Source organism: Streptomyces corallincola, assembly GCF_019104725.1.
GTDB classification, from domain to species: Bacteria; Actinomycetota; Actinomycetes; order Streptomycetales; family Streptomycetaceae; genus Streptomyces; species Streptomyces corallincola.
In genome coordinates, this window is record NZ_JAHRXF010000001.1 from 1 (window position 1) to 17,879 (window position 17,879).

General features: G+C 72.3%; 20 protein-coding genes. 8 read left to right on the forward strand and 12 right to left on the reverse strand.

The genetic code is table 11. The annotated features are described in order from the left end of the window. Nucleotides 1-183: 183 nt before the first annotated feature. From KUM39_RS00005 to KUM39_RS00015, 3 genes are all read right to left on the reverse strand, one after another. Nucleotides 184-657 (reverse strand): C40 family peptidase, encoded by a 474-nt coding sequence (locus KUM39_RS00005; RefSeq protein ID WP_217783193.1) that lies wholly within the window; start codon nucleotides 655-657, stop codon nucleotides 184-186. A gap of 612 nt (nucleotides 658-1,269) precedes the next feature. Further along, entirely contained in the window at nucleotides 1,270-1,581 is a 312-nt protein-coding gene (locus KUM39_RS00010; protein WP_217783194.1) for a hypothetical protein, read from the reverse strand. Nucleotides 1,582-1,588: 7 nt separating this feature from the next. After that, nucleotides 1,589-2,230, reverse strand: a complete 642-nt coding sequence (locus KUM39_RS00015) for an ATP-dependent Clp protease proteolytic subunit (RefSeq protein WP_217783195.1) — start codon at nucleotides 2,228-2,230, stop codon at nucleotides 1,589-1,591. Between the two features lie 86 nt (nucleotides 2,231-2,316). Between KUM39_RS00015 and KUM39_RS00020 the strand changes: the two genes are divergently transcribed. From KUM39_RS00020 to KUM39_RS00055, 8 genes are all read left to right on the forward strand, one after another. Then, on the forward strand, nucleotides 2,317-2,625 hold the full coding sequence (locus KUM39_RS00020; RefSeq protein WP_217783196.1) for a type II toxin-antitoxin system Phd/YefM family antitoxin: 309 nt from the start codon (nucleotides 2,317-2,319) through the stop codon (nucleotides 2,623-2,625). 235 nt (nucleotides 2,626-2,860) lie between these two features. Further along, a complete protein-coding gene (locus KUM39_RS00025) occupies nucleotides 2,861-3,163 on the forward strand; it encodes an urease subunit gamma (RefSeq protein ID WP_217783197.1) in 303 nt (100 codons plus the stop codon). Between the two features lie 10 nt (nucleotides 3,164-3,173). Next, nucleotides 3,174-3,485, forward strand: coding sequence for an urease subunit beta (locus KUM39_RS00030; RefSeq protein ID WP_217783198.1), 312 nt, complete (start codon nucleotides 3,174-3,176; stop codon nucleotides 3,483-3,485). Continuing rightward, nucleotides 3,478-5,199, forward strand: coding sequence for an urease subunit alpha (locus KUM39_RS00035; protein ID WP_217783199.1), 1,722 nt, complete (start codon nucleotides 3,478-3,480; stop codon nucleotides 5,197-5,199). Before KUM39_RS00030 ends, KUM39_RS00035 begins: the two co-directional genes overlap by 8 nt. A 97-nt stretch (nucleotides 5,200-5,296) precedes the next feature. Beyond that, nucleotides 5,297-5,971 (forward strand): urease accessory protein UreF, encoded by a 675-nt coding sequence (locus tag KUM39_RS00040; protein ID WP_217783465.1) that lies wholly within the window; start codon nucleotides 5,297-5,299, stop codon nucleotides 5,969-5,971. 20 nt (nucleotides 5,972-5,991) lie between these two features. Next, nucleotides 5,992-6,669 (forward strand): urease accessory protein UreG, encoded by a 678-nt coding sequence (ureG, locus tag KUM39_RS00045; protein ID WP_217783200.1) that lies wholly within the window; start codon nucleotides 5,992-5,994, stop codon nucleotides 6,667-6,669. 275 nt (nucleotides 6,670-6,944) lie between these two features. Next, on the forward strand, nucleotides 6,945-7,670 hold the full coding sequence (locus tag KUM39_RS00050; protein ID WP_246619373.1) for an urease accessory protein UreD: 726 nt from the start codon (nucleotides 6,945-6,947) through the stop codon (nucleotides 7,668-7,670). A 212-nt stretch (nucleotides 7,671-7,882) separates the two neighbouring features. After that, on the forward strand, nucleotides 7,883-9,478 hold the full coding sequence (locus tag KUM39_RS00055) for an alpha/beta hydrolase (RefSeq protein WP_217783201.1): 1,596 nt from the start codon (nucleotides 7,883-7,885) through the stop codon (nucleotides 9,476-9,478). A gap of 146 nt (nucleotides 9,479-9,624) precedes the next feature. Here the strand turns inward: KUM39_RS00055 and KUM39_RS00060 are convergent, their stop codons facing one another. The 9 genes from KUM39_RS00060 to KUM39_RS00100 all read right to left on the reverse strand — a co-directional run bounded on the left by KUM39_RS00060 (nucleotide 9,625) and on the right by KUM39_RS00100 (nucleotide 17,876). Beyond that, complete coding sequence (locus tag KUM39_RS00060; protein WP_246619354.1) at nucleotides 9,625-10,656, reverse strand: NAD-dependent epimerase/dehydratase family protein; 1,032 nt, start codon at nucleotides 10,654-10,656, stop codon at nucleotides 9,625-9,627. Between the two features lie 92 nt (nucleotides 10,657-10,748). Further along, nucleotides 10,749-11,468 (reverse strand): lysophospholipid acyltransferase family protein, encoded by a 720-nt coding sequence (locus KUM39_RS00065; protein ID WP_217783202.1) that lies wholly within the window; start codon nucleotides 11,466-11,468, stop codon nucleotides 10,749-10,751. 233 nt (nucleotides 11,469-11,701) lie between these two features. Next, the gene (gene rocD, locus KUM39_RS00070) at nucleotides 11,702-12,928 is read right to left on the reverse strand and encodes an ornithine--oxo-acid transaminase (RefSeq protein WP_217783203.1); all 1,227 of its coding nucleotides are present in this window, start codon (nucleotides 12,926-12,928) and stop codon (nucleotides 11,702-11,704) included. Continuing rightward, nucleotides 12,928-13,737, reverse strand: a complete 810-nt coding sequence (gene ddaH, locus KUM39_RS00075) for a dimethylargininase (protein ID WP_217783204.1) — start codon at nucleotides 13,735-13,737, stop codon at nucleotides 12,928-12,930. Before ddaH ends, rocD begins: the two co-directional genes overlap by 1 nt. A gap of 164 nt (nucleotides 13,738-13,901) precedes the next feature. Further along, nucleotides 13,902-14,387: an Lrp/AsnC family transcriptional regulator gene (locus KUM39_RS00080; RefSeq protein ID WP_217783205.1), complete on the reverse strand. Its 486-nt coding sequence runs from the start codon at nucleotides 14,385-14,387 to the stop codon at nucleotides 13,902-13,904. Nucleotides 14,388-14,466: 79 nt separating this feature from the next. Next, nucleotides 14,467-14,634 carry a hypothetical protein gene (locus tag KUM39_RS00085; RefSeq protein WP_217783206.1) on the reverse strand — a complete coding sequence of 56 codons (168 nt, stop codon included), beginning with the start codon at nucleotides 14,632-14,634 and terminating at the stop codon, nucleotides 14,467-14,469. Between the two features lie 114 nt (nucleotides 14,635-14,748). Further along, the gene (locus KUM39_RS00090; protein ID WP_217783207.1) at nucleotides 14,749-15,699 is read right to left on the reverse strand and encodes a cytochrome c oxidase assembly protein; all 951 of its coding nucleotides are present in this window, start codon (nucleotides 15,697-15,699) and stop codon (nucleotides 14,749-14,751) included. Between the two features lie 107 nt (nucleotides 15,700-15,806). Continuing rightward, the gene (locus tag KUM39_RS00095) at nucleotides 15,807-16,832 is read right to left on the reverse strand and encodes a 6-phosphofructokinase (protein WP_217783208.1); all 1,026 of its coding nucleotides are present in this window, start codon (nucleotides 16,830-16,832) and stop codon (nucleotides 15,807-15,809) included. Nucleotides 16,833-17,144: 312 nt separating this feature from the next. Next, nucleotides 17,145-17,876, reverse strand: coding sequence for a type 1 glutamine amidotransferase (locus KUM39_RS00100; RefSeq protein ID WP_217783209.1), 732 nt, complete (start codon nucleotides 17,874-17,876; stop codon nucleotides 17,145-17,147). Nucleotides 17,877-17,879: the final 3 nt, after the last annotated feature.

Sequence of the window (17,879 nt, forward strand, 5' to 3'; positions counted from 1 at the left end):
GCGTCGGCTCCGGGGCGGCGTACGCCCTCCCCGCGCCCCGCCGGTACGGCGGCGGCCTCCTGCGCGGGAGTCCGCCGCCGTAGCCGTCTGCTCGTGTCCCGGGCCGTGCCCGGGCCGCCGTCGCGCGCGCCGGGGCGCCCCACCGACGCCCCGTGCGTCGCCCGGCCCGGCCGCCCGCGGGCGTCAGCCGACCCGGCCGTACCAGACGCTCTTCGTCCAGATCTTCTGGAGCCGCACCACGTCCCCGGTCTTCGGGGCGTGCCAGATCTTGTCCTTGCCCGCGTAGATACCGACGTGGTAGACGCTGGAACCCGAGTGGAAGAACACCAGGTCGCCCACCTTGCGCCCGCTCGCGGAGACGTGGTGCGTCTTGTTGTACTGCTGGGCGGCCGTGCGCGGCAGTGACTTGCCCGCCTTCTTGAACGAGTAGAGCGTCAGCCCCGAGCAGTCGAAGCGGCGCGGTCCGGTCGCCCCGTAGTGGTACGGAGCGCCCTTCTTGGAGGCCGCGACCTGGAGTGCCTTCGACGCGATCGTCGCGGCGGAGGCTTCGGTGGCCAGCCCCGGCAGCGCGATGGAGCCGCCGACGGCGGCGAGGGTGAGGGCCGAGGCCGTACCGGCTCGGGCCATGAGCGACGGGACACGATTGAGCGCAGTCATGCGCAACCCTTCGTCAGCCGCCTGTGAAGGATGACCTGTCGGATTCGGGCTGGCGAAGTTGCCCGGCCGTGTCACCACGGCTTCACCCCAAGGACCGCTCGGCCCGTCCGCCCGTCGTGCGACGCGCGTCCGTTCCGGCGACCCGTCTTGCCTGGGTCCTCCACTCCTGCCGATCCACTCCTTCGACCGGTCATCCGGGCGGCGGCAGGACTCGGCGTCCGCCCGGATCGCCCCGCCGCTGTGGCGGGGTCTTGTCGTCAGTCAGGGATCTTCACGTACAACAGTCGGAAAATCCCAACGGAACCGGTACTTTGTGGCGTTACTCACGACTCACCCGTTTGGGTGGACGCTACGACATTGGAGTGAACGTCAGTTCCCTTGCGTGGCCCCGGACCTGGGAAGACAGCGGGTGGGGCAGGGGTGGGCCGAGTGTCTCCGGCAACTCGTGGAGCCCGGAGAAAGTCACGGCGTTGAGCCGGGCGGGGGTCCTTCGTTCGGGTCGTTTGAGTCGCGGACGCGGCCGAAGGTGATCTTGGGAATCCGGGCACGGGCGACCTCGCGGAGGTGTGGCGGGACGGCCGCGCGAATCCGGGCGGAGCGATCCTGTCCGGCTCAGTCGGACACCTCCCCCTGCCGGGGCAGCGCCACCCGGCCCGTCCTCCGCTCCCCGTCCAGAACGCGCAGCGCGCGCCCCAGGGTCTCGCCGTGCAGTTCCGCCTCGCCCCGGCCGTGCATCACGGTGACCGCGTCGCGCAGGGCACCGGCCACGCCCACCAGGGCCTGGGCGGCACGCAGCACGCGGTACGTGTCGCCGGACGCGGCCGGATTGATCCGGCCCAGCAGATCCACGGCCTCCAGATAACGGTCGATCAGCTCGCCCTCGGCCCGTGTCAGGGCGGGCAGCGGCGGCAGCTCCGGCAGCATCCCCGGCTCACCCCGCGTCCCGGCCGCCGCCGAGGGTGTCCCGGCGGTTCGGGACCACGCCGTCCACCAGGCCGTACGCCACGGCGCCCGGCGCGTCGAGGACGAGGTCGCGCTCCAGGTCCCGGTGGACCTGCTCCGGCGTGCGCCCGGTGTGCCGGACCAGCATCTCCTCCAGTACCGCGCGGGTGCGGACCAGCTCGTCGGCCTGGACCGCGAGGTCGCTCGGCTGTCCCCGGACGGGCTCCACCAGCGCGGGCTGCTCCAGCACCACCCGCGCACCGGGCAGCGCGAACCGCTTGCCCGGCGTACCGGCCGCGAGCAGGACGGCGCCCACGGACACGGCCTGCCCCAGACAGTAGGTCGCCACGTCGCAGCCGACGTAGCGCATCGTGTCGTAGACCGCCGTCAGTGCGGAGAAGGAGCCGCCGGGACAGTTGACGTACAGCGTGACGTCCTGGTCCGGGGCCGCGTGCTCCAGGTGCATAAGCTGGGTGATCACATCGGTCGCCGCCGTGTCGTCGAGCGGGCTGCCGAGGAAGACGACCCGGTTCTCGAACAGCTTGGAGTACGGGTCGAGCGTGCGCGTCCACCCGGCGCCGGTGCGCTCGGTGAACTCGGGCAGGACGTGACGGGCGGTCGGTCGGCGCATGGGCGTACCCCTCCTCATGACGGGACCACCGGCGATCCCGCATCTGTAAAAAATGTACAGGACGTACTTGACGTTATGATGGGGGTATGGCCTACGAGATTCCGGTGACCCAAGCCAGGGCCGAGCTGGCGGATCTGATCAACCGGGTGGTGTACGGCGGTGAGCGCGTCGTCGTCACCCGGCACGGCAAGCCGCTCGTCGCGCTGGTCTCGGCGGCCGACCTGGAGCGGCTGGCCGCGCTGGACGAGCAGGGCGCGCGGGAGCAGGACGTCCACGGGCAGGGGGAGGAGCCGGTCGCGCGCTCCGTGTCGGTGATCCGGGACGCGGGTCGGGCGGCCCCCGAGCGGCACCGGTTCGGCATCGCGGCGGAGCACCGGCGCCCGGACGCGCCGTAGCCCCCGCCGCCGCGCGCGCTCCGTATACCGGCTCCGCCCGGTCACGCGGGCGGCGAGCGCCGGTTAACGTCCCGGAAACTCCGGCGAACTAGCGTTCCCGATCACGCCATCAGGGGATTCTCCACCCGCGTCGATCGCGCTCGGGCGGGTTTTTCCACGTGCTACATGTGTCCCGTCGTGGTGGCCGCGGCAACCGGACCCCGCACGGTCCGGAGCGAGGACTGTGAGGTGGGACGTGCAACTGACCCCGCACGAACAAGAGAGGCTGCTGATCCATGTGGCGGCCGACGTGGCGGAGAAGCGCCGGGCCAGGGGACTAAAGCTGAACCATCCCGAGGCGGTCGCCCTGATCACCTCGCACGTCCTGGAGGGCGCGCGGGACGGCCGGACCGTCGCGGAGCTGATGGCCTCTGGGCGGGCCGTCCTCGGCCGGGACGACGTGATGGACGGCATCGCGGAGATGATCCACGACGTACAGGTCGAGGCCACCTTCCCGGACGGCACCAAACTCGTCACCGTGCACGAGCCGATCGTCTGAGGGGGCCGCGATGATTCCCGGAGAGGTGCTGTTCGCGGACGGCCCGATCGTCGTTAACGAGGGCCGCGAGGTCACCCGGCTCACCGTGCTCAACGCCGCCGACCGGCCCGTCCAGGTCGGCTCCCACTACCACTTCGCCGAGGCCAACCCCGGCCTGGAGTTCGACCGGGCCGCCGCGCGCGGCAAGCGGCTGAACGTGCCCGCGGGCACCGCCGTGCGCTTCGAGCCCGGCATCCCGGTCGCCGTCGAACTCGTACCGCTCGCCGGTGCCCGGATCGTGCCGGGGCTGCGCGGCGAGACCGGAGGCCCGCTCGATGCCTGAGATCTCCCGCGCCGCCTACGCCGACCTGTTCGGCCCCACCACCGGGGACCGCATCCGGCTCGCGGACACCGATCTGCTGATCGAGATCGAGGAGGACCGCTCCGGCGGGCCCGGACACGCGGGCGACGAGGCGGTGTTCGGCGGCGGCAAGGTCATCCGTGAGTCGATGGGCCAGTCCCGCGCCACCCGCGCCGAGGGCACCCCGGACACGGTGATCACCGGGGCCGTCGTCGTCGATCACTGGGGCGTCGTCAAGGCCGACATCGGCATCCGCGACGGCCGGATCACCGGCATCGGCAAGGCGGGCAACCCCGACACGATGGACGGCGTCCACCCCGACCTCGTCATCGGCCCCGAGACCGAGGTCATCGCGGGCAACGGGCGCATCCTCACGGCCGGTGCCATCGACGCGCACGTCCACTTCATCTGCCCGCAGATCGCGGACGAGGCCCTCGCGTCCGGTGTCACCACCCTCGTCGGCGGCGGTACCGGGCCCGCCGAGGGCTCCAAGGCGACCACCGTCACCCCCGGACCCTGGCACCTCGCCCGGATGCTGGAGGCGATGGAGGGACACCCGCTCAACATCGGGCTGCTCGGCAAGGGCAACACCGTCTCGCACGAGGCGATGCTGTCCCAGATCCGGGGCGGCGCCCTCGGTCTGAAGCTCCACGAGGACTGGGGGTCCACCCCGGCCGTCATCGACGCGGCCCTCACCGTCGCGGACCGGACCGGCATCCAGGTCGCCATCCACACCGACACGCTCAACGAGGCCGGGTTCGTCGGTGACACCCTCGCCGCGATCGGAGGCCGGGGCATCCACGCGTACCACACCGAGGGCGCGGGCGGCGGGCACGCACCGGACATCATCACCGTGGTCTCCGAGCCCCACGTACTGCCCAGTTCCACCAACCCGACCCGCCCGTACACCGTCAACACCGCCGAGGAACACCTCGACATGCTGATGGTGTGCCACCACCTCAACGCGGCGGTGCCGGAGGACCTGGCGTTCGCGGAGTCCCGTATCCGGCCCTCCACCATCGGAGCGGAGGACGTGCTGCACGACCTCGGCGCCATCTCGATCATCTCCTCCGACTCCCAGGCGATGGGCCGCGTCGGGGAGGTGGTGCTGCGCACCTGGCAGACCGCGCACGTGATGAAGCGGCGACGCGGCGCACTGCCCGGCGACGGCCGCGCGGACAACCGGCGAGTGCGTCGCTATGTCGCCAAATACACCATCAACCCCGCGCTCGCCCAGGGACTCTCCCGTGAGATCGGCTCGGTGGAGACCGGCAAGCTCGCGGACCTCGTCCTCTGGGACCCCGCGTTCTTCGGCGTGAAACCGCTGCTCGTCCTCAAGGGCGGCCAGATCGCCTACGCGCAGATGGGCGACGCCAACGCCTCGATCCCCACCCCGCAGCCGATCCTGCCGCGCCCGATGTTCGGTGCCATCGGCCGGGCGCCCGCCGCGAACTCGGTCAACTTCGTGGCACCGCTCGCCGTCGAGGACGGGCTCCCGGAGCGGCTCGGGCTCGGCAAACGGTTCGTCGCCATCGACTCCACGCGCGCGGTGACCAAGGCCGACATGCGGGAGAACGACGCGCGGCCCCGGGTCACCGTCGATCCCGACAGCTTCGCCGTGCACATCGACGGCGAGCTGGTGGAGGCGACACCCGCCGCCGAACTGCCCATGACCCAGCGGTACTTCCTCTTCTGACGGGGTCGGTGACGCACGGATGCCGATGGTCTGTGACGGACCGACACCGCTCGCCGGTGACGGACGGACACCGATGGTCCGCGCCGCCGGGGCGCCGATGAGCCGGGCCGCGCTGCTCGTACTGGCCGACGGCCGCTTCCCCGCCGGAGGGCACGCCCACTCCGGCGGGGCGGAGGCCGCGGTCAAGGCCGGGCGGGTCACCTCCGCCGCCACTCTGGAGGAGTTCTGCCGGGGACGGCTGCACACCGTCGGACGGGTCGCGGCGGCCCTCGCCGCGGCCGCCGCGCTCGGCATCGACCCCGCCGAACTCGACGCGGCCGCCGACGCCCGCACTCCTTCGCCCGCCCTGCGCGCCACCGCCCGCAGACTCGGCCGACAGCTTCTGCGCGCCGCCCGCGCCTGCTGGCCCTCACCCGAACTCGACGCGCTGGCTGCCGCGTTCCCCAAGGGCGCGCATCAGCCGGTGGTGCTCGGCCTCACCGCCCGGTCCGCCGGACTCGGCCCCGAAGACGCCGCCCACTGCGCCGCCTACGAGAGCGTCGGCGGTCCGACGACCGCCACCGTACGGCTGCTCTCCCTCGACCCCTTCGAGGCGACCGCCGTTCTCGCGCGGCTGGCCCCGGAACTGGACGCCGTCGTGGAAGCGGCCGTGGCGGCGGCGCGCCGTGCCGTACTGGACGGCACCGACGCGCTTCCCGCCGCCTCCGGACCGCTGCTGGAGATTGGCGCCGAAGGACACGCCGCCTGGCCGGTCCGCCTGTTCGCCTCATGAACCACCCACAGGAGCCGCACATGCACCTCGACCACACCCACACCGGTCCCGGAGCCGTCAGCGCCGACGCCCACCGCCCCGACGGCACCCGGCGCGCGCTGCGCATCGGTCTCGGCGGCCCCGTGGGCTCCGGCAAGACCGCGACCGTCGCCGCGCTCTGCCGTGCCCTGCGCACCGAACTCTCGCTGGCCGTCGTCACCAACGACATCTACACCCGCGAGGACGCCGACTTCCTGCTCCGCGAGGCCGTGCTGCCGCCCGAGCGGATCGCCGCCGTCGAGACCGGCGCCTGTCCGCACACCGCGATCCGCGACGACATCTCCGCCAACCTCGAAGCCGTGGAGGACCTGGAGGACGCTGTCGGGCCGCTCGACCTGATCCTCGTGGAGTCGGGCGGCGACAACCTCACCGCCACCTTCTCCAAGGGCCTGGTGGACGCCCAGATCTTCGTCATCGACGTCGCGGGCGGCGACGACATCCCCCGCAAGGGCGGCCCCGGCGTCACCACCGCCGACCTCCTCGTCGTCAACAAGACCGACCTCGCGCCCCACGTCGGCTCCGACCTCGCCCGGATGGCCGCCGACGCGAAGGCGCAACGCGCCGAACTTCCCGTCGTGTTCCAGTCGTTGCGCGGCGAGGCCGGGGTCACCGAGGTGGCCGCGTGGGTGCGGGGGAAGCTGGGCGCGTGGCGGGCGTGAGGGTGGCGACCGGGGGAGCGGCGGGCGTGCGAGCGGGGGACGGGGGCGCTGAGGCGGAGGGCACGGACGCTGGCGTCGCGCAGGCCGAGGGGGCGGCGGGCATCACCGACACCGGCACCCCCTCAGTCCCGACCACCGTGTCCGACCGTCCGGCCTCCCCAGCCACCGTGCCCGACCGTCCGGCGTCCTCGGCCACCGCGTCCGGCCGTCAGGCACCCCACGCCACCGCCCCCACCGGCGCCCCCGCCCCCACCGGCGTACGTGCCCGCGCCCGTCTGCACGCCCGCCCCGACGGCCGGGGCGGCACCGCGCTGCCCGTGCTGGAGGGTGAGGGCCCGCTCGCGCCCCGCCGGACGCGGGGGAGCGGGGACGCGGCACGGGTGATGCTCGTCGGCGCCATGAGCGGGCCGCTCGGCGGCGACCGCTTCGGCGTGGAGGTACACGTCGCCGGGGGTGCGCGGCTGCACGTCGGCTCGGTTGCCGCCACCCTCGCGCTGCCCGGGCAGTCGGGCGGCGAGGCGCACTACGACGTACGCCTCGACGTGGCCGACGGTGGCGAACTGCGCTGGCTGCCCGAGCAGTTGATCTCGGTATGCGGCAGCGACCTGCGGGTCGCCACACGGGTCGAGGTGGCCCCCGGTGGCCGCCTGGTGCTGCGTGAGGAGCAGGTGCTCGGCCGGACCGGCGAGAGTCCCGGACGGCTCAGCAGCCGTCTCACCGTCCGCGTCGGCGGACGCCCGCTGCTGGACCAGGAGTTGGCCTGCGGCCCCGGTGCTCCGGGCGGCTGGGACGGGCCCGCCGTGCTCGCCGGACACCGTGCCGTGGGGCAACTCCTCCTTGTGCGACCGGAGTTCGCGGAGCATCCGGCCACCGCCCGGATGCTCGGGGAGTGTGCCGCGCTGATGCCGCTCGCCGGGCCCGCCGTGCTGGTCAGCGCCGTGGCCACCGACGCGCTGCGGCTCCGCGAGGTCCTGGACGAGGCGCTGGCGCTGCTCGGCTGACCGGCGGCGACCGCACCGGCGGACCGGCGCCCGACCCCCGTACCGGTCCTCCTGTCCTGCTCTCCGCCGCCCGTAAGCCGCTCAGCGGGACCCGACCATCCGTTTATCGGATTGGTAAAGAAAACCCCAACCCCCCTGTTCTCAGGCGGCTCACAGCCGGGAGGATCCCCGCTTGACGCACTCGCAGCCATGAATTCGGGGAGGGGCCCCACTTGAGGGACAACAGACCGAAGAGCCGCCTGCTGGCGCTGGGTTCGGCCGGAGCGCTCGTCACCGCGACGCTGATCGCCGGTACCGTCTCGGCGCCCGTCGCCGGTGCCGCGACCAGCCACGGACGCGACGCCGAGGCGCTCGGCGCCGACCTGGCCGCCGCCCGCGCCGCGCGTGCCGGAATCGACTGGCGCGACTGCCCCGCCGACTGGGGCTTCGCCAAGCCGGTCCAGTGCGGCTGGGTCACCGTGCCGGTGGACTACGCCAAGCCCAACGGCAAGAAGATCAAGCTCGCCGTGGACCGGGTCACCAGCACCGGCACCAGGAAGGAGCGCCAGGGCGCCCTCGTCTACAACCCCGGCGGCCCCGGCGGTTCGGGCATGCGCTTCCCGCTCCGCATCGTCAACAAGGCCCCGCTGTGGGTCAACACCGCCAAGGCGTACGACTTCGTGGGCTTCGACCCGCGCGGTGTCGGCCACTCGGCGCCCATCTCCTGCATCGACCCGCAGGAGTTCGTCAAGGCCCCCAAGGCCGACCCGGTGCCGAGCAGCGAGGCCGACAAGCGCGCGCAGCGCAAGCTCGCCGCCGAGTACGCGGACGGCTGCGCCGAGCGCAGCGGCGACATGCTGCCGCACATGACCACCCCCAACACCGCGCGCGACCTCGACGTCATCCGCGCCGCACTGGGCGAGCGCAAGCTCAACTACCTGGGCGTCTCCTACGGCACCTACCTCGGCGCCGTCTACGGCACGCTCTTCCCGGACCACGTCCGCCGGATGATCGTGGACAGCGTCGTCGGCCCGTCGCGCGAGAACATCTGGTACCAGGCCAACCTCAACCAGGACATCGCCTTCGAGCGCCGCTGGGAGGACTGGCAGTACTGGGTCGCCGCCAACGACGCCACCTTCCACCTCGGCACCACGCGCGGCGCCGTCCAGGACAAGTGGCTCAAGCTGCGCGACACCGCCGCCAAGCACCCGCTGGGCGGTGTGGTCGGCCCGGCCGAGCTGATCTCGTTCTTCCAGAGCGCTCCGTACTACGACTCCTCGTGGGTGCCGGTCGCCACGGCGTTCAGCAAGTACGTCGCCGGTGACAGCCAGGCCCTCGTGGACGCCGCCGCCCCGGACATGTCCGACACCGCCGGGAACATCTCCGCGGAGAACGGCAACGCCGTCTACACCGCCGTCGAGTGCGCCGACGCCAAGTGGCCCACCGACTGGCGCACCTGGGACCGGGACAACACCAGGCTCGACAAGCAGTACCCGTTCCTGACCTGGGCCAACGCCTGGATGAACCTGCCGTGCGCCACCTGGCCCGCCAAGCAGCACACCCCGGTCGAGGTCAAGTCCCACCGTGACCTGCCGCCGGTGCTCATCGTGCAGTCCACGCGGGACGCCGCCACGCCGTACGAGGGCGCGGTGGACCTGCACAAGCGCTTCAGGAACTCCCGCATGATCACCGAGGAGGGCGCCGGTTCGCACGGCGTCACCAACCTGGTGAACCCCTGCGTGAACGAGCGGGTGGACACCTACCTGCTCACCGGCAGGCTGGACCGCTCCGACGTGTCCTGCGCGCCGCACGCCACGCCCAAGCCGTAACGGCACGGGCACACGGTGAGAAGGAGGGGGCGGCCGGTCACCGGCCGCCCCCTCCGTCGTACGCCCATCGTCCCGTCGTACGCCGACCGTCGCGTCGTACGCCCGCCGCGTCCCGTACGTCCTACGCCCACCGCCCCCCGTGCGTCCTACGCGTCGTGCTCCGCCAGCCACGCGTCCTCGGCGGCGTAGTCCAGCAGGTCCGGGTAGGCGCCGGCCAGCGTCGGGAAGCACTCCCGCCAGTCCCGGCCGCGTGCCGTGGCGGCCAGCCACTCCACGGTCTCGGCCACGCCCTCCGCGTACGAAGCGAGCGGCCGGTAGCCCAGCTCCCGTTCGGCGGCGGACATGTCGAGCACCGTCGGCAGCGGCACCGACCACGGAGTTCCGCCCACCGATCCGGCGGGCGGCCCGTCGAGCAGCACCGTCTCGGTCTCCACGCCCATCACGGCGTCCACCGCCACACCGATCTCCGCGACCGTCGGCGCGTCCGGATCGACCGCGTTCAGCACCCGCGACCCCGGCCGGGCCGCCGCCAGCCGGACCAGCTCCGCGATGTTCCGCGCGCCCGCCGGATGGAACCGGGAGTCACCCCGGTACGACAGCACCCGGCGCCGACGCCCGTCCAGGTTCCGGCCCACGAACCAGAACTCGCGCGGCAGCGGGCTGTGCGGACCGTGCACGGCACCCGCCCGCAGCAGCGTCGTCGGCAACCGGTCCCCGGCGGCGAGGAGTTCACGCTCCAGCCCCGCCTTGCCCGTGGCGTACGACGCGTCGCCCGGGGCCACCGTCGGCTGGGTCTCCGCCATCGGCACCGGGTAGTGCGGGAAACCGTCCGGCTGCTCCTGGGTGTCGAAACCGCGCCCCGCGTCGTCCTCGTACACCGCCACCGTGGAGATCACCACGGCCGAGCCGACGCGGTCCGCCAGCGCGGTCAGCTGCCGTCCGTGCGCCGCCGTGAAGGCGACCACGTCCACCACCAGATCGCAGCCGTCGCCCACCAGGGCCGCGAGCCCCGCCTCGTCGGACCGGTCCAGTCGCGCGGTCCGCACCCCCTCGCCCCAGGACGCGTCCCGTCCGCCGCCCCGCGAGGCGGCCGTCACCTCCCAGCCGTCCCGCTCCAGAGCCCGCACCGCGGGCCGCCCGATCTGTCCGTTCGCTCCGATCACCACCGCTGTCCTCATGCCGGGAGCGTAGGAGGCACCCGGGACGGGGAAGGAGAGTGTTCCGCTCGGAGCTGAGCCGATCAGCCGAGAGCGGACAACACGCCCGGAGATCAGCCGAGTCGGGCCCTCCTGTGGCCCTGCTCCTTGCGTTCGGCTGCCGCGGCCTCCTTCACCACGGCCGCGTACTCGTCCACGTACTCCTGTTCCGACAGAGAGAGGATCGCGTACATGATCTCGTCGGTGACCGCCCGCAGGATCGCCTTCTCGTTCTCCATGCCCGCGTAGCGCGAGAAGTCCAGGGGGGCGCCGAAGCGGATGTCGATACGGCGCGCACGCGGCAGTTTCCGGCCGGGCGGCTGCGCCTCGAACGTGCCGATCATCGCGCACGGCACCACCGGCACGCCCGCCCGCAGTGCCATCACCGCGACCCCCACCTTGCCCTTGTACAGCCGCCCGTCGTGCGAACGGGTGCCCTCCGGGTAGATGCCCAGCAGCTCGCCCCGGTCCAGTACCCCGAGCCCTTCCCGGATCGCCGCCTGCCCGGCCTCCTTGCCCGAGCGGTCCACCGGGATCTGCCCGGCGTTGCGGAAGAAGAACGCGGTCAACCGGCCCTTGACGCCCGGTCCGGTGAAGTACTCCGCCTTGGCGAGGAACGTGATGCGCCGCTTGAGGATCGCGGGCATCAGGAAGTGGTCCGAGAAGGACAGATGGTTGCCCGCGACGATGGCCGCGCCGGACTCGGGCACATGGTCGAGCCCCTCGATACGCGGCCGGAACACCAGCCGCAGCAGCGGCCCCAGCAGCACGTACTTGAGCAGGTGATAGAACACGGCACCCTCCGTGGGCGGCTCGGGACCGGCGGCTCCGGCCGGGCACATCGTCGTGCCCCTGCCATCATCGATTGCCGCGATCGGCCGGGCTAGTCCCCGGCATCCGGCACCGCCACAGACAAGACCCGGCACCACCACACACAGGACAACGCCACAGCGGGGCCGGTCCGGGCACAAGGGTGGGGCACGGCCACTGACGGCCGTGCCCCACCCCCACCCCCGTTCCCGCAGCCTCACTCCGCCGCGCGCAGCACCTTCTCCAACGAACCCAGCGCGCCCCGCAGTTCGTCCGCCGTGATGGTCAGCGGCGGTGCGATCCGGATCGTGGAGCCGTGTGTGTCCTTGACCAGGACACCTTCGCGCATCAGCAGCTCGCTGATCTCGCGGCCGGTGCCGAGCGCCGGGTCCACGTCCACCCCGGCCCACAGTCCGCGCGCCCGGAACCCGGTCACGCCCCGGCCGACCAGCCCGGTCAGACCGTCGCGCAGCACCTCGCCGAGGTCGGCCGCCCGGCGCTGGAACTCACCGGTCTCCAGCAGTTCCACCACCGCCGTGCCGACGGCCGCCGCGAGCGGGTTGCCGCCGAACGTGGAACCGTGCTCGCCGGGGTGCAGCACCCCCATCACCTCGCGCCGGGCGACCACCGCCGACACCGGCACGATGCCGCCGCCCAGCGCCTTGCCCAGCAGCACCACGTCGGGGACGACCCCCTCGTGGTCCACGGCGAGGGTGCGCCCGGTGCGGCCCAGCCCCGACTGGATCTCGTCCGCGACGAACAGGCACCCGGCCCGCCGGGTCAGCTCCCGCACCCCGGTCAGATAACCGTCGTCGGGGATGACGACCCCGGCCTCGCCCTGGATCGGCTCGATCAGCACGGCCGCCGTCGTCTCGTCCACGGCCGCCTCCAGCGCGGCCAGGTCGTTGTACGGCACGACCTTGAAACCGGGTGTGAACGGGCCGAAGCCCGCCCGCGCCGACTCGTCGGTGGAGAAGCTGACGATCGTGGTCGTCCGCCCGTGGAAGTTGTCCGCCGCGACGACGATCGTGGCCCGGTCGGCGGGGACGCCCTTCACGTCGTACGCCCACTTGCGGGCCAGCTTGATGCCGCTCTCCACCGCCTCGGCGCCGGTGTTCATCGGCAGCACCATGTCGAGGCCGATCAGCGCGGCCAGCCGCTCCGCGAACCCGGCCAGCCGGTCGTTGTGGAAGGCGCGGGAGGTCAGGGTGAGCCGGTCCAGCTGGCGGTGCGCCGCCTCGACCAGCGCGGGGTGGCGGTGGCCGAAGTTGAGCGCCGAGTAACCGGCCAGCAGGTCGAGATAGCGGCGGCCCTCCACGTCCTCGACCCAGGCGCCCTCCGCCTCAGCGACGACTACGGGCAGCGGATGGTAGTTGTGCGCGAGGACCGGCTCCTCGGCCTTGATCAGGTCCTCGGACGTGGCGGGGCGCGCGGGTGCGGTCATCAGCGGATCTCCTGGGTGCAGCACTTGATGCCGCCGCCTGCCTTGTGGAACTCCGACAGATCGACGGGGACGGGGTCGTAACCGTGCTCGGCCAGGCGCTCGGCGAGCACCTCGGCCTGGGGTGCGATGAAGACGTTCCGGCCGTCGGACACCGAGTTCAGGCCGAACGCCATCGCGTCGTCGCGGGTGGCCAGCACCGCGTCCGGGTAGAGCCGCCGCAGCACCTCCCGGCTGCCCGCCGAGAACGCCTCCGGGTAGTACACGATGTTGTCGTCGTCCAGCACGAACAGGGCCGTGTCCAGGTGGTAGAAGTACGGGTCCACCAGGGTCAGCCCGATCACCGGGTGGCCCAGGACCTCCTGGACCTCGCGGTGCGCGTCCCTGGTGGTGCGGAACCCGGTGCCCGCCAGGACGTACCGGCCGGTCCACACCAGGTCGCCCTCGCCCTCGGCGACCGCCAGCGGGCGGTGCACCTCGTATCCGGCCGACGTGAACCACAGGGCGTAGTGCTCGGACTCGGGGCGCCGCTCCTGGGCGTGGAACAGGGAGCCGAACACCCGGCCGCCGACCACGAAGGCGGCGTTCGCGGCGAAGACCATGTCGGGCAGACCGGGCACCGGCTCCACGGTCTCGACACGGTGGCCGTGCTCGCGGTAGGCACGGACGAGCCCCTGCCACTGCTCCCCGGCGAGCCCGGTGTCCACCGGAGATTCGGGACGCATCCACGGATTGATGGCGTACTGCACCGCGAAGTGGCGGGGTTCGCAGACCAGGAAGCGCCGGAGGCGCGGCACACGGGTGGTGGGCACAGAGGGTTTCCTCCGCTTTCCAGTGCGTCACTGAGGTGTGTCACCACGGTAGAAAGCGCGGGGGAGGCTCCACAAGCGCGGAATCTTGCGTGTCGGCGCAGGATCGCTGCGTCCTGAGCAGCCGAAACGCAACAGAAATGCGCCGCTCGGGGTTTACGGCGCGCTCATTCGGGTGCGGCCTGAGTGGCACCGGCCTCGGGGCTGTCGGGGAGCAGATGGGAGAGCACCATGACGCTGACCGTCTTGCGGATGAACGGCTCGGCGCGGAACCGCTCCAGCACCTCCTCGAAGTGCTCCACGTCCCGCGCCCGCACGTGCAGCAGGGCGTCCGCGCCACCGGTGACCGTCATCGCGGCCGTGATCTCCGGATGGTTGCGGACCACCTCCGCGAGCCGCCGGGGCGGGGCGGCGCCCTCGCAGTAGACCTCGACGTACGCCTCGGTGCGCCAGCCCAGCGCGGAGGGCTGCACGGTCGCCGTGAACCCGGTGATCACCCCGGTCTCCCGCAGCCGGTCCACCCGCCGTTTCACCGCGGTCGCCGACAGCCCGACCACGGCGCCGATCTCGGCGAAGCTGGTCCGGGCGTTCGCCATCAGCGCGGTGATGATCTTGCGGTCGAGGTCGTCGAAGGACGCGGCCCTGCTGTTCATGCGGGCACTGTAATCAGCGCCGGGCCGGGTCGGCGCCCGGCCCGCGCGGGAACGTGCCGGAAGGGCCCGCGGACACGGCCTACGGCTTGGTGAGGATCATGGCGACGGTCAGCAGCCCCAGTACGACCCAGCCGAACCACAGCCAGCCGTTGCTGCCGAGCGCGACCGTGTACGCGGAGACGACGACGAGCCCGCCGATGGTCAGCGCGCCCATCGCCTTGGTGGAACCGTTCGTGGAACCGGGCATCGCGGCACCCTCCTCGTCATCGGTCCACCTGCGTGTCCACCTTCATGGTGCCCCGATTCCGGCCCGGAAGGCAGCCCGCACGGGACACGTCGGCCGGTTCCGGCGTCCGGTGGGTCAGCTCCGGCGGCCGTTGAGGGAGGCCAGATACGCGTTGTACGCCTCCAGCTCCTTGTCGCCGTCCCGGTCGGCCGCCCGGTCGGTGCGGCGGGCATGCCGCTGCTCGGAGCGGTACCACTGGAACAGCAGCGCGATCAGCACCAGCACCGACGGGATCTCGCTGAACGCCCAGGCGATACCGCCCGCCGCGTTCTGGTCCGCGAGGGCGTCGATGCCGAGCGAGGCGGACGGATGCTCGAACGTGCGGACCATCGGCGCGGACGCCATCATCAGCGCGATGCCGAAGAACGCGTGGAACGGCATGCCCGCGAACAGCTCCAGCATCCGCATCAGATAACCCGGTCGGTGCGGGCCGGGGTCCACGCCGATGATCGGCCAGAAGAACACCACGCCGACCGCGAGGAAGTGCACCATCATGGCGATGTGCCCGGTGCGCGACCCCATCAGGAAGTCGAAGATCGGCGTGAAGTACAGGGCGTAGAGGCTGGCGATGAACAGCGGGATCGTGAACGCCGGATGCGTGACGATCCGCATGTACCGGCTGTGCAGCAGCGCCAGCAGCAGTTCGCGCGGCCCCTTGCGGCCCCGGCCCGCCACCGGCAGCGCGCGCAGCGCCAGGGTCATCGGGGCGCCGAGCAGCACCAGGATCGGCGACAGCATGCTGATCACCATGTGCTGCACCATGTGCACGCTGAACATGACCATGCCGTAGTCGTTCAGCCGGGTGCACATCATCAGCCCGATGGTCAGCACCCCGAGGGTGAACGACACCGTGCGGCCCACCGGCCACGCGTCGCCGCGCCGGTGGAGCTTCAGCACGCCCCAGCCGTAGAGGCCGAGCCCGAGCAGACAGGCGATCAGGAAGAACGGGTCGGCCGACCAGGCGAGCCCCCGTCCCAGCGTGAACGGCGGCAGATCCATCGTCATGCCGTGCCCGCTGTGATCCATCCGCCGGCTCCTGATTCGTGGGGGTTGTGCGTGTCTGTCCGGCCCCCACACTAGAGGCGCCCCCGGTCACGACCGTGACCGGGGGCGCCTTCGCGTCACCAGGGGTGCTACAGCACGCACTCCGCCTCGGCGTACCGCTCGGCGGGCACCGTCTTCAGGGTCTCCACGGCCTCCGCGAGCGGCACCATCCGGATCTCGGTGCCTTGCAGCGCCGTCATCTTCCCGAACTCGCCCCGGTGCACGGCCTCCACCGCGTGCCAGCCGAACCGGGTGGCCAGCACCCTGTCGTACGGCGTCGGCGTTCCGCCACGCTGCACATGGCCGAGGATGACCGGCCGGGCCTCCTTGCCGAGCCGCTGCTCCAGCTCGACGGAGAGCTGGCGCGCTATGCCCGCGAACCGCTCGTGGCCGTACACGTCCCGGCCGCCCTCGTCGAACTCCATCGACCCCGCACGCGGCTTGGCGCCCTCGGCGGCCACCACGATCGCGGACCGCTTGCCCGCCGCGAACCGGGCGCCGACCCGCTCGGCCAGCTCCTCGATGTCGAAGGGCCGTTCCGGGACGACCACGGCGTGCGCACCGGCGGCCGTGCCGGAGTGCAGCGCGATCCAGCCGGTGTGCCGCCCCATGACCTCGACGATCAGCACCCGCTGGTGCGACTCGGCGGTGGTCTTCAGCCGGTCCAGGGCCTCGGTGGCGACCCCGACCGCGGTGTCGAAACCGAAGGTGACGTCGGTGACCGCGATGTCGTTGTCGATGGTCTTGGGGACGCCCACTATCGGCAGCCCGTTGTCCGACAGCAGCCGGGCCGCCTTGAGCGTGCCCTCACCGCCGATCGGGATGATCGCGTCCAGGCCCAGTTCCTCGACGTGCCCGCGCGCGCGGGCCACTCCGTCCCGCAACTGCTCAGGGCGGACCCGCGACGAACCCAGGATGGTGCCGCCGCGCGCCAGGATGCCGCTGACGGCGTCCAGGTCGAGCTTGGTGTAGTCGCATTCCAGGAGGCCCTTCCAGCCGTCCAGGAAACCGATGACCTCGTCGCCGTGGTCGGCGACGGCACGGTGCACGACGGACCGGATGACGGCGTTCAGACCGGGGCAGTCGCCACCGGAGGTGAGGACACCAATACGCATAGCCCGAATACCTTCTCAACGTGGGCCGGGTGTGACCGGACCACGTCGTCCGGCGGGTTCCCGGCCACCCTACCGGCGGGAGGGGGTGGCTCCACAGCGGGAGTCCGCCTGATGGACGCACCCGCACATGTGAGCGGAGGAGCCGTCAGGCGAACCCTCTGTGCAGGGTGCCCTTCCACGCTGAGACGGTGTTGATACGGCGCTGAGGCGCCGCTTACGCCGAATGCCGCGCGGCAGGTCACGGGGACCGTCACGCGGCATTCGGCATTCGGCATTCGGCGTCCGGCGGACGCGCGGACGTACGGGGTGCGCTCAGGCAGGCTGCTCCTGCGCCGCCGCGATCCGCTCGTCGCGCAGCGCCTCGTACCAGCGGTCGTCGATGGGCGGCAGCGCGTTCACGTCGAGGGCCAGCTTCAGCAGCAGGTCCGCGATCTGCGGGTTGCGGGCCAGCACCGGGCCGTGCATGTAGGTGCCGAACACCGTGCCGTTGTACGCGCCCTCGGTGCCGTCGCCGGTGCCGTTGCCCTTGCCCATGCGGACCTTGGCGAACGGGCGGGCGGTGGCGCCGAGGTGGGTGACGCCCTGGTGGTTCTCGAACCCGGTCAGCGGGGGCAGCCCGAGCCGGGCGTCGATGTCCCCGAGCACGTCACCGACGCACCGCTCGCCCTCGCCGCGCACCGACACCACGTCGAGCAGACCGAGGCCCGGCTCGCGCTGGCCGAGGTCGTTGATGAACTCGTGGCCGAGGATCTGGTACCCGGCGCAGACCGAGAAGACGATCGCGCCGTTCTCCACCGCCCGCTGGAGATGCCCGTCACGGCGCAGCCGCTCGGCCGCCAGCCGCTGCGGCCGGTCCTCGCCGCCGCCGATCAGGTAGATGTCGCCGGAGGTCGGGATCGGCTGGTCGCTGCGCACGTCGAGCCGCGCCACGTCCAGGCCCCGCTGGCGTGCCCGGCGCTCCACGACCAGGGCGTTGCCCTGGTCGCCGTAGGTGCTCAGCAGGTCCGGGTAGATCCACACCAGCCGCAGTTGGTTGTCGCTCATGAG

What these genes read in the sequence shown, in the direction of transcription:
- KUM39_RS00090 (WP_217783207.1), bottom strand. Translation starts at nt 15,699, where the DNA reads ATGGATCACAGCGGGCACGGCATGACGATGGATCTGCCGCCGTTCACG.
- KUM39_RS00060 (WP_246619354.1), bottom strand. Translation starts at nt 10,656, where the DNA reads ATGAGGACAGCGGTGGTGATCGGAGCGAACGGACAGATCGGGCGGCCC.
- KUM39_RS00080 (WP_217783205.1), bottom strand. Translation starts at nt 14,387, where the DNA reads ATGAACAGCAGGGCCGCGTCCTTCGACGACCTCGACCGCAAGATCATC.
- rocD (WP_217783203.1), bottom strand. Translation starts at nt 12,928, where the DNA reads ATGACCGCACCCGCGCGCCCCGCCACGTCCGAGGACCTGATCAAGGCC.
- KUM39_RS00005 (WP_217783193.1), bottom strand. Translation starts at nt 657, where the DNA reads ATGACTGCGCTCAATCGTGTCCCGTCGCTCATGGCCCGAGCCGGTACG.
- KUM39_RS00015 (WP_217783195.1), bottom strand. Translation starts at nt 2,230, where the DNA reads ATGCGCCGACCGACCGCCCGTCACGTCCTGCCCGAGTTCACCGAGCGC.
- KUM39_RS00035 (WP_217783199.1), top strand. Translation starts at nt 3,478, where the DNA reads ATGCCTGAGATCTCCCGCGCCGCCTACGCCGACCTGTTCGGCCCCACC.
- KUM39_RS00030 (WP_217783198.1), top strand. Translation starts at nt 3,174, where the DNA reads ATGATTCCCGGAGAGGTGCTGTTCGCGGACGGCCCGATCGTCGTTAAC.
- KUM39_RS00100 (WP_217783209.1), bottom strand. Translation starts at nt 17,876, where the DNA reads ATGAGCGACAACCAACTGCGGCTGGTGTGGATCTACCCGGACCTGCTG.
- KUM39_RS00085 (WP_217783206.1), bottom strand. Translation starts at nt 14,634, where the DNA reads ATGCCCGGTTCCACGAACGGTTCCACCAAGGCGATGGGCGCGCTGACC.
- KUM39_RS00040 (WP_217783465.1), top strand. Translation starts at nt 5,297, where the DNA reads ATGAGCCGGGCCGCGCTGCTCGTACTGGCCGACGGCCGCTTCCCCGCC.
- KUM39_RS00010 (WP_217783194.1), bottom strand. Translation starts at nt 1,581, where the DNA reads ATGCTGCCGGAGCTGCCGCCGCTGCCCGCCCTGACACGGGCCGAGGGC.
- ureG (WP_217783200.1), top strand. Translation starts at nt 5,992, where the DNA reads ATGCACCTCGACCACACCCACACCGGTCCCGGAGCCGTCAGCGCCGAC.
- KUM39_RS00020 (WP_217783196.1), top strand. Translation starts at nt 2,317, where the DNA reads ATGGCCTACGAGATTCCGGTGACCCAAGCCAGGGCCGAGCTGGCGGAT.
- KUM39_RS00095 (WP_217783208.1), bottom strand. Translation starts at nt 16,832, where the DNA reads ATGCGTATTGGTGTCCTCACCTCCGGTGGCGACTGCCCCGGTCTGAAC.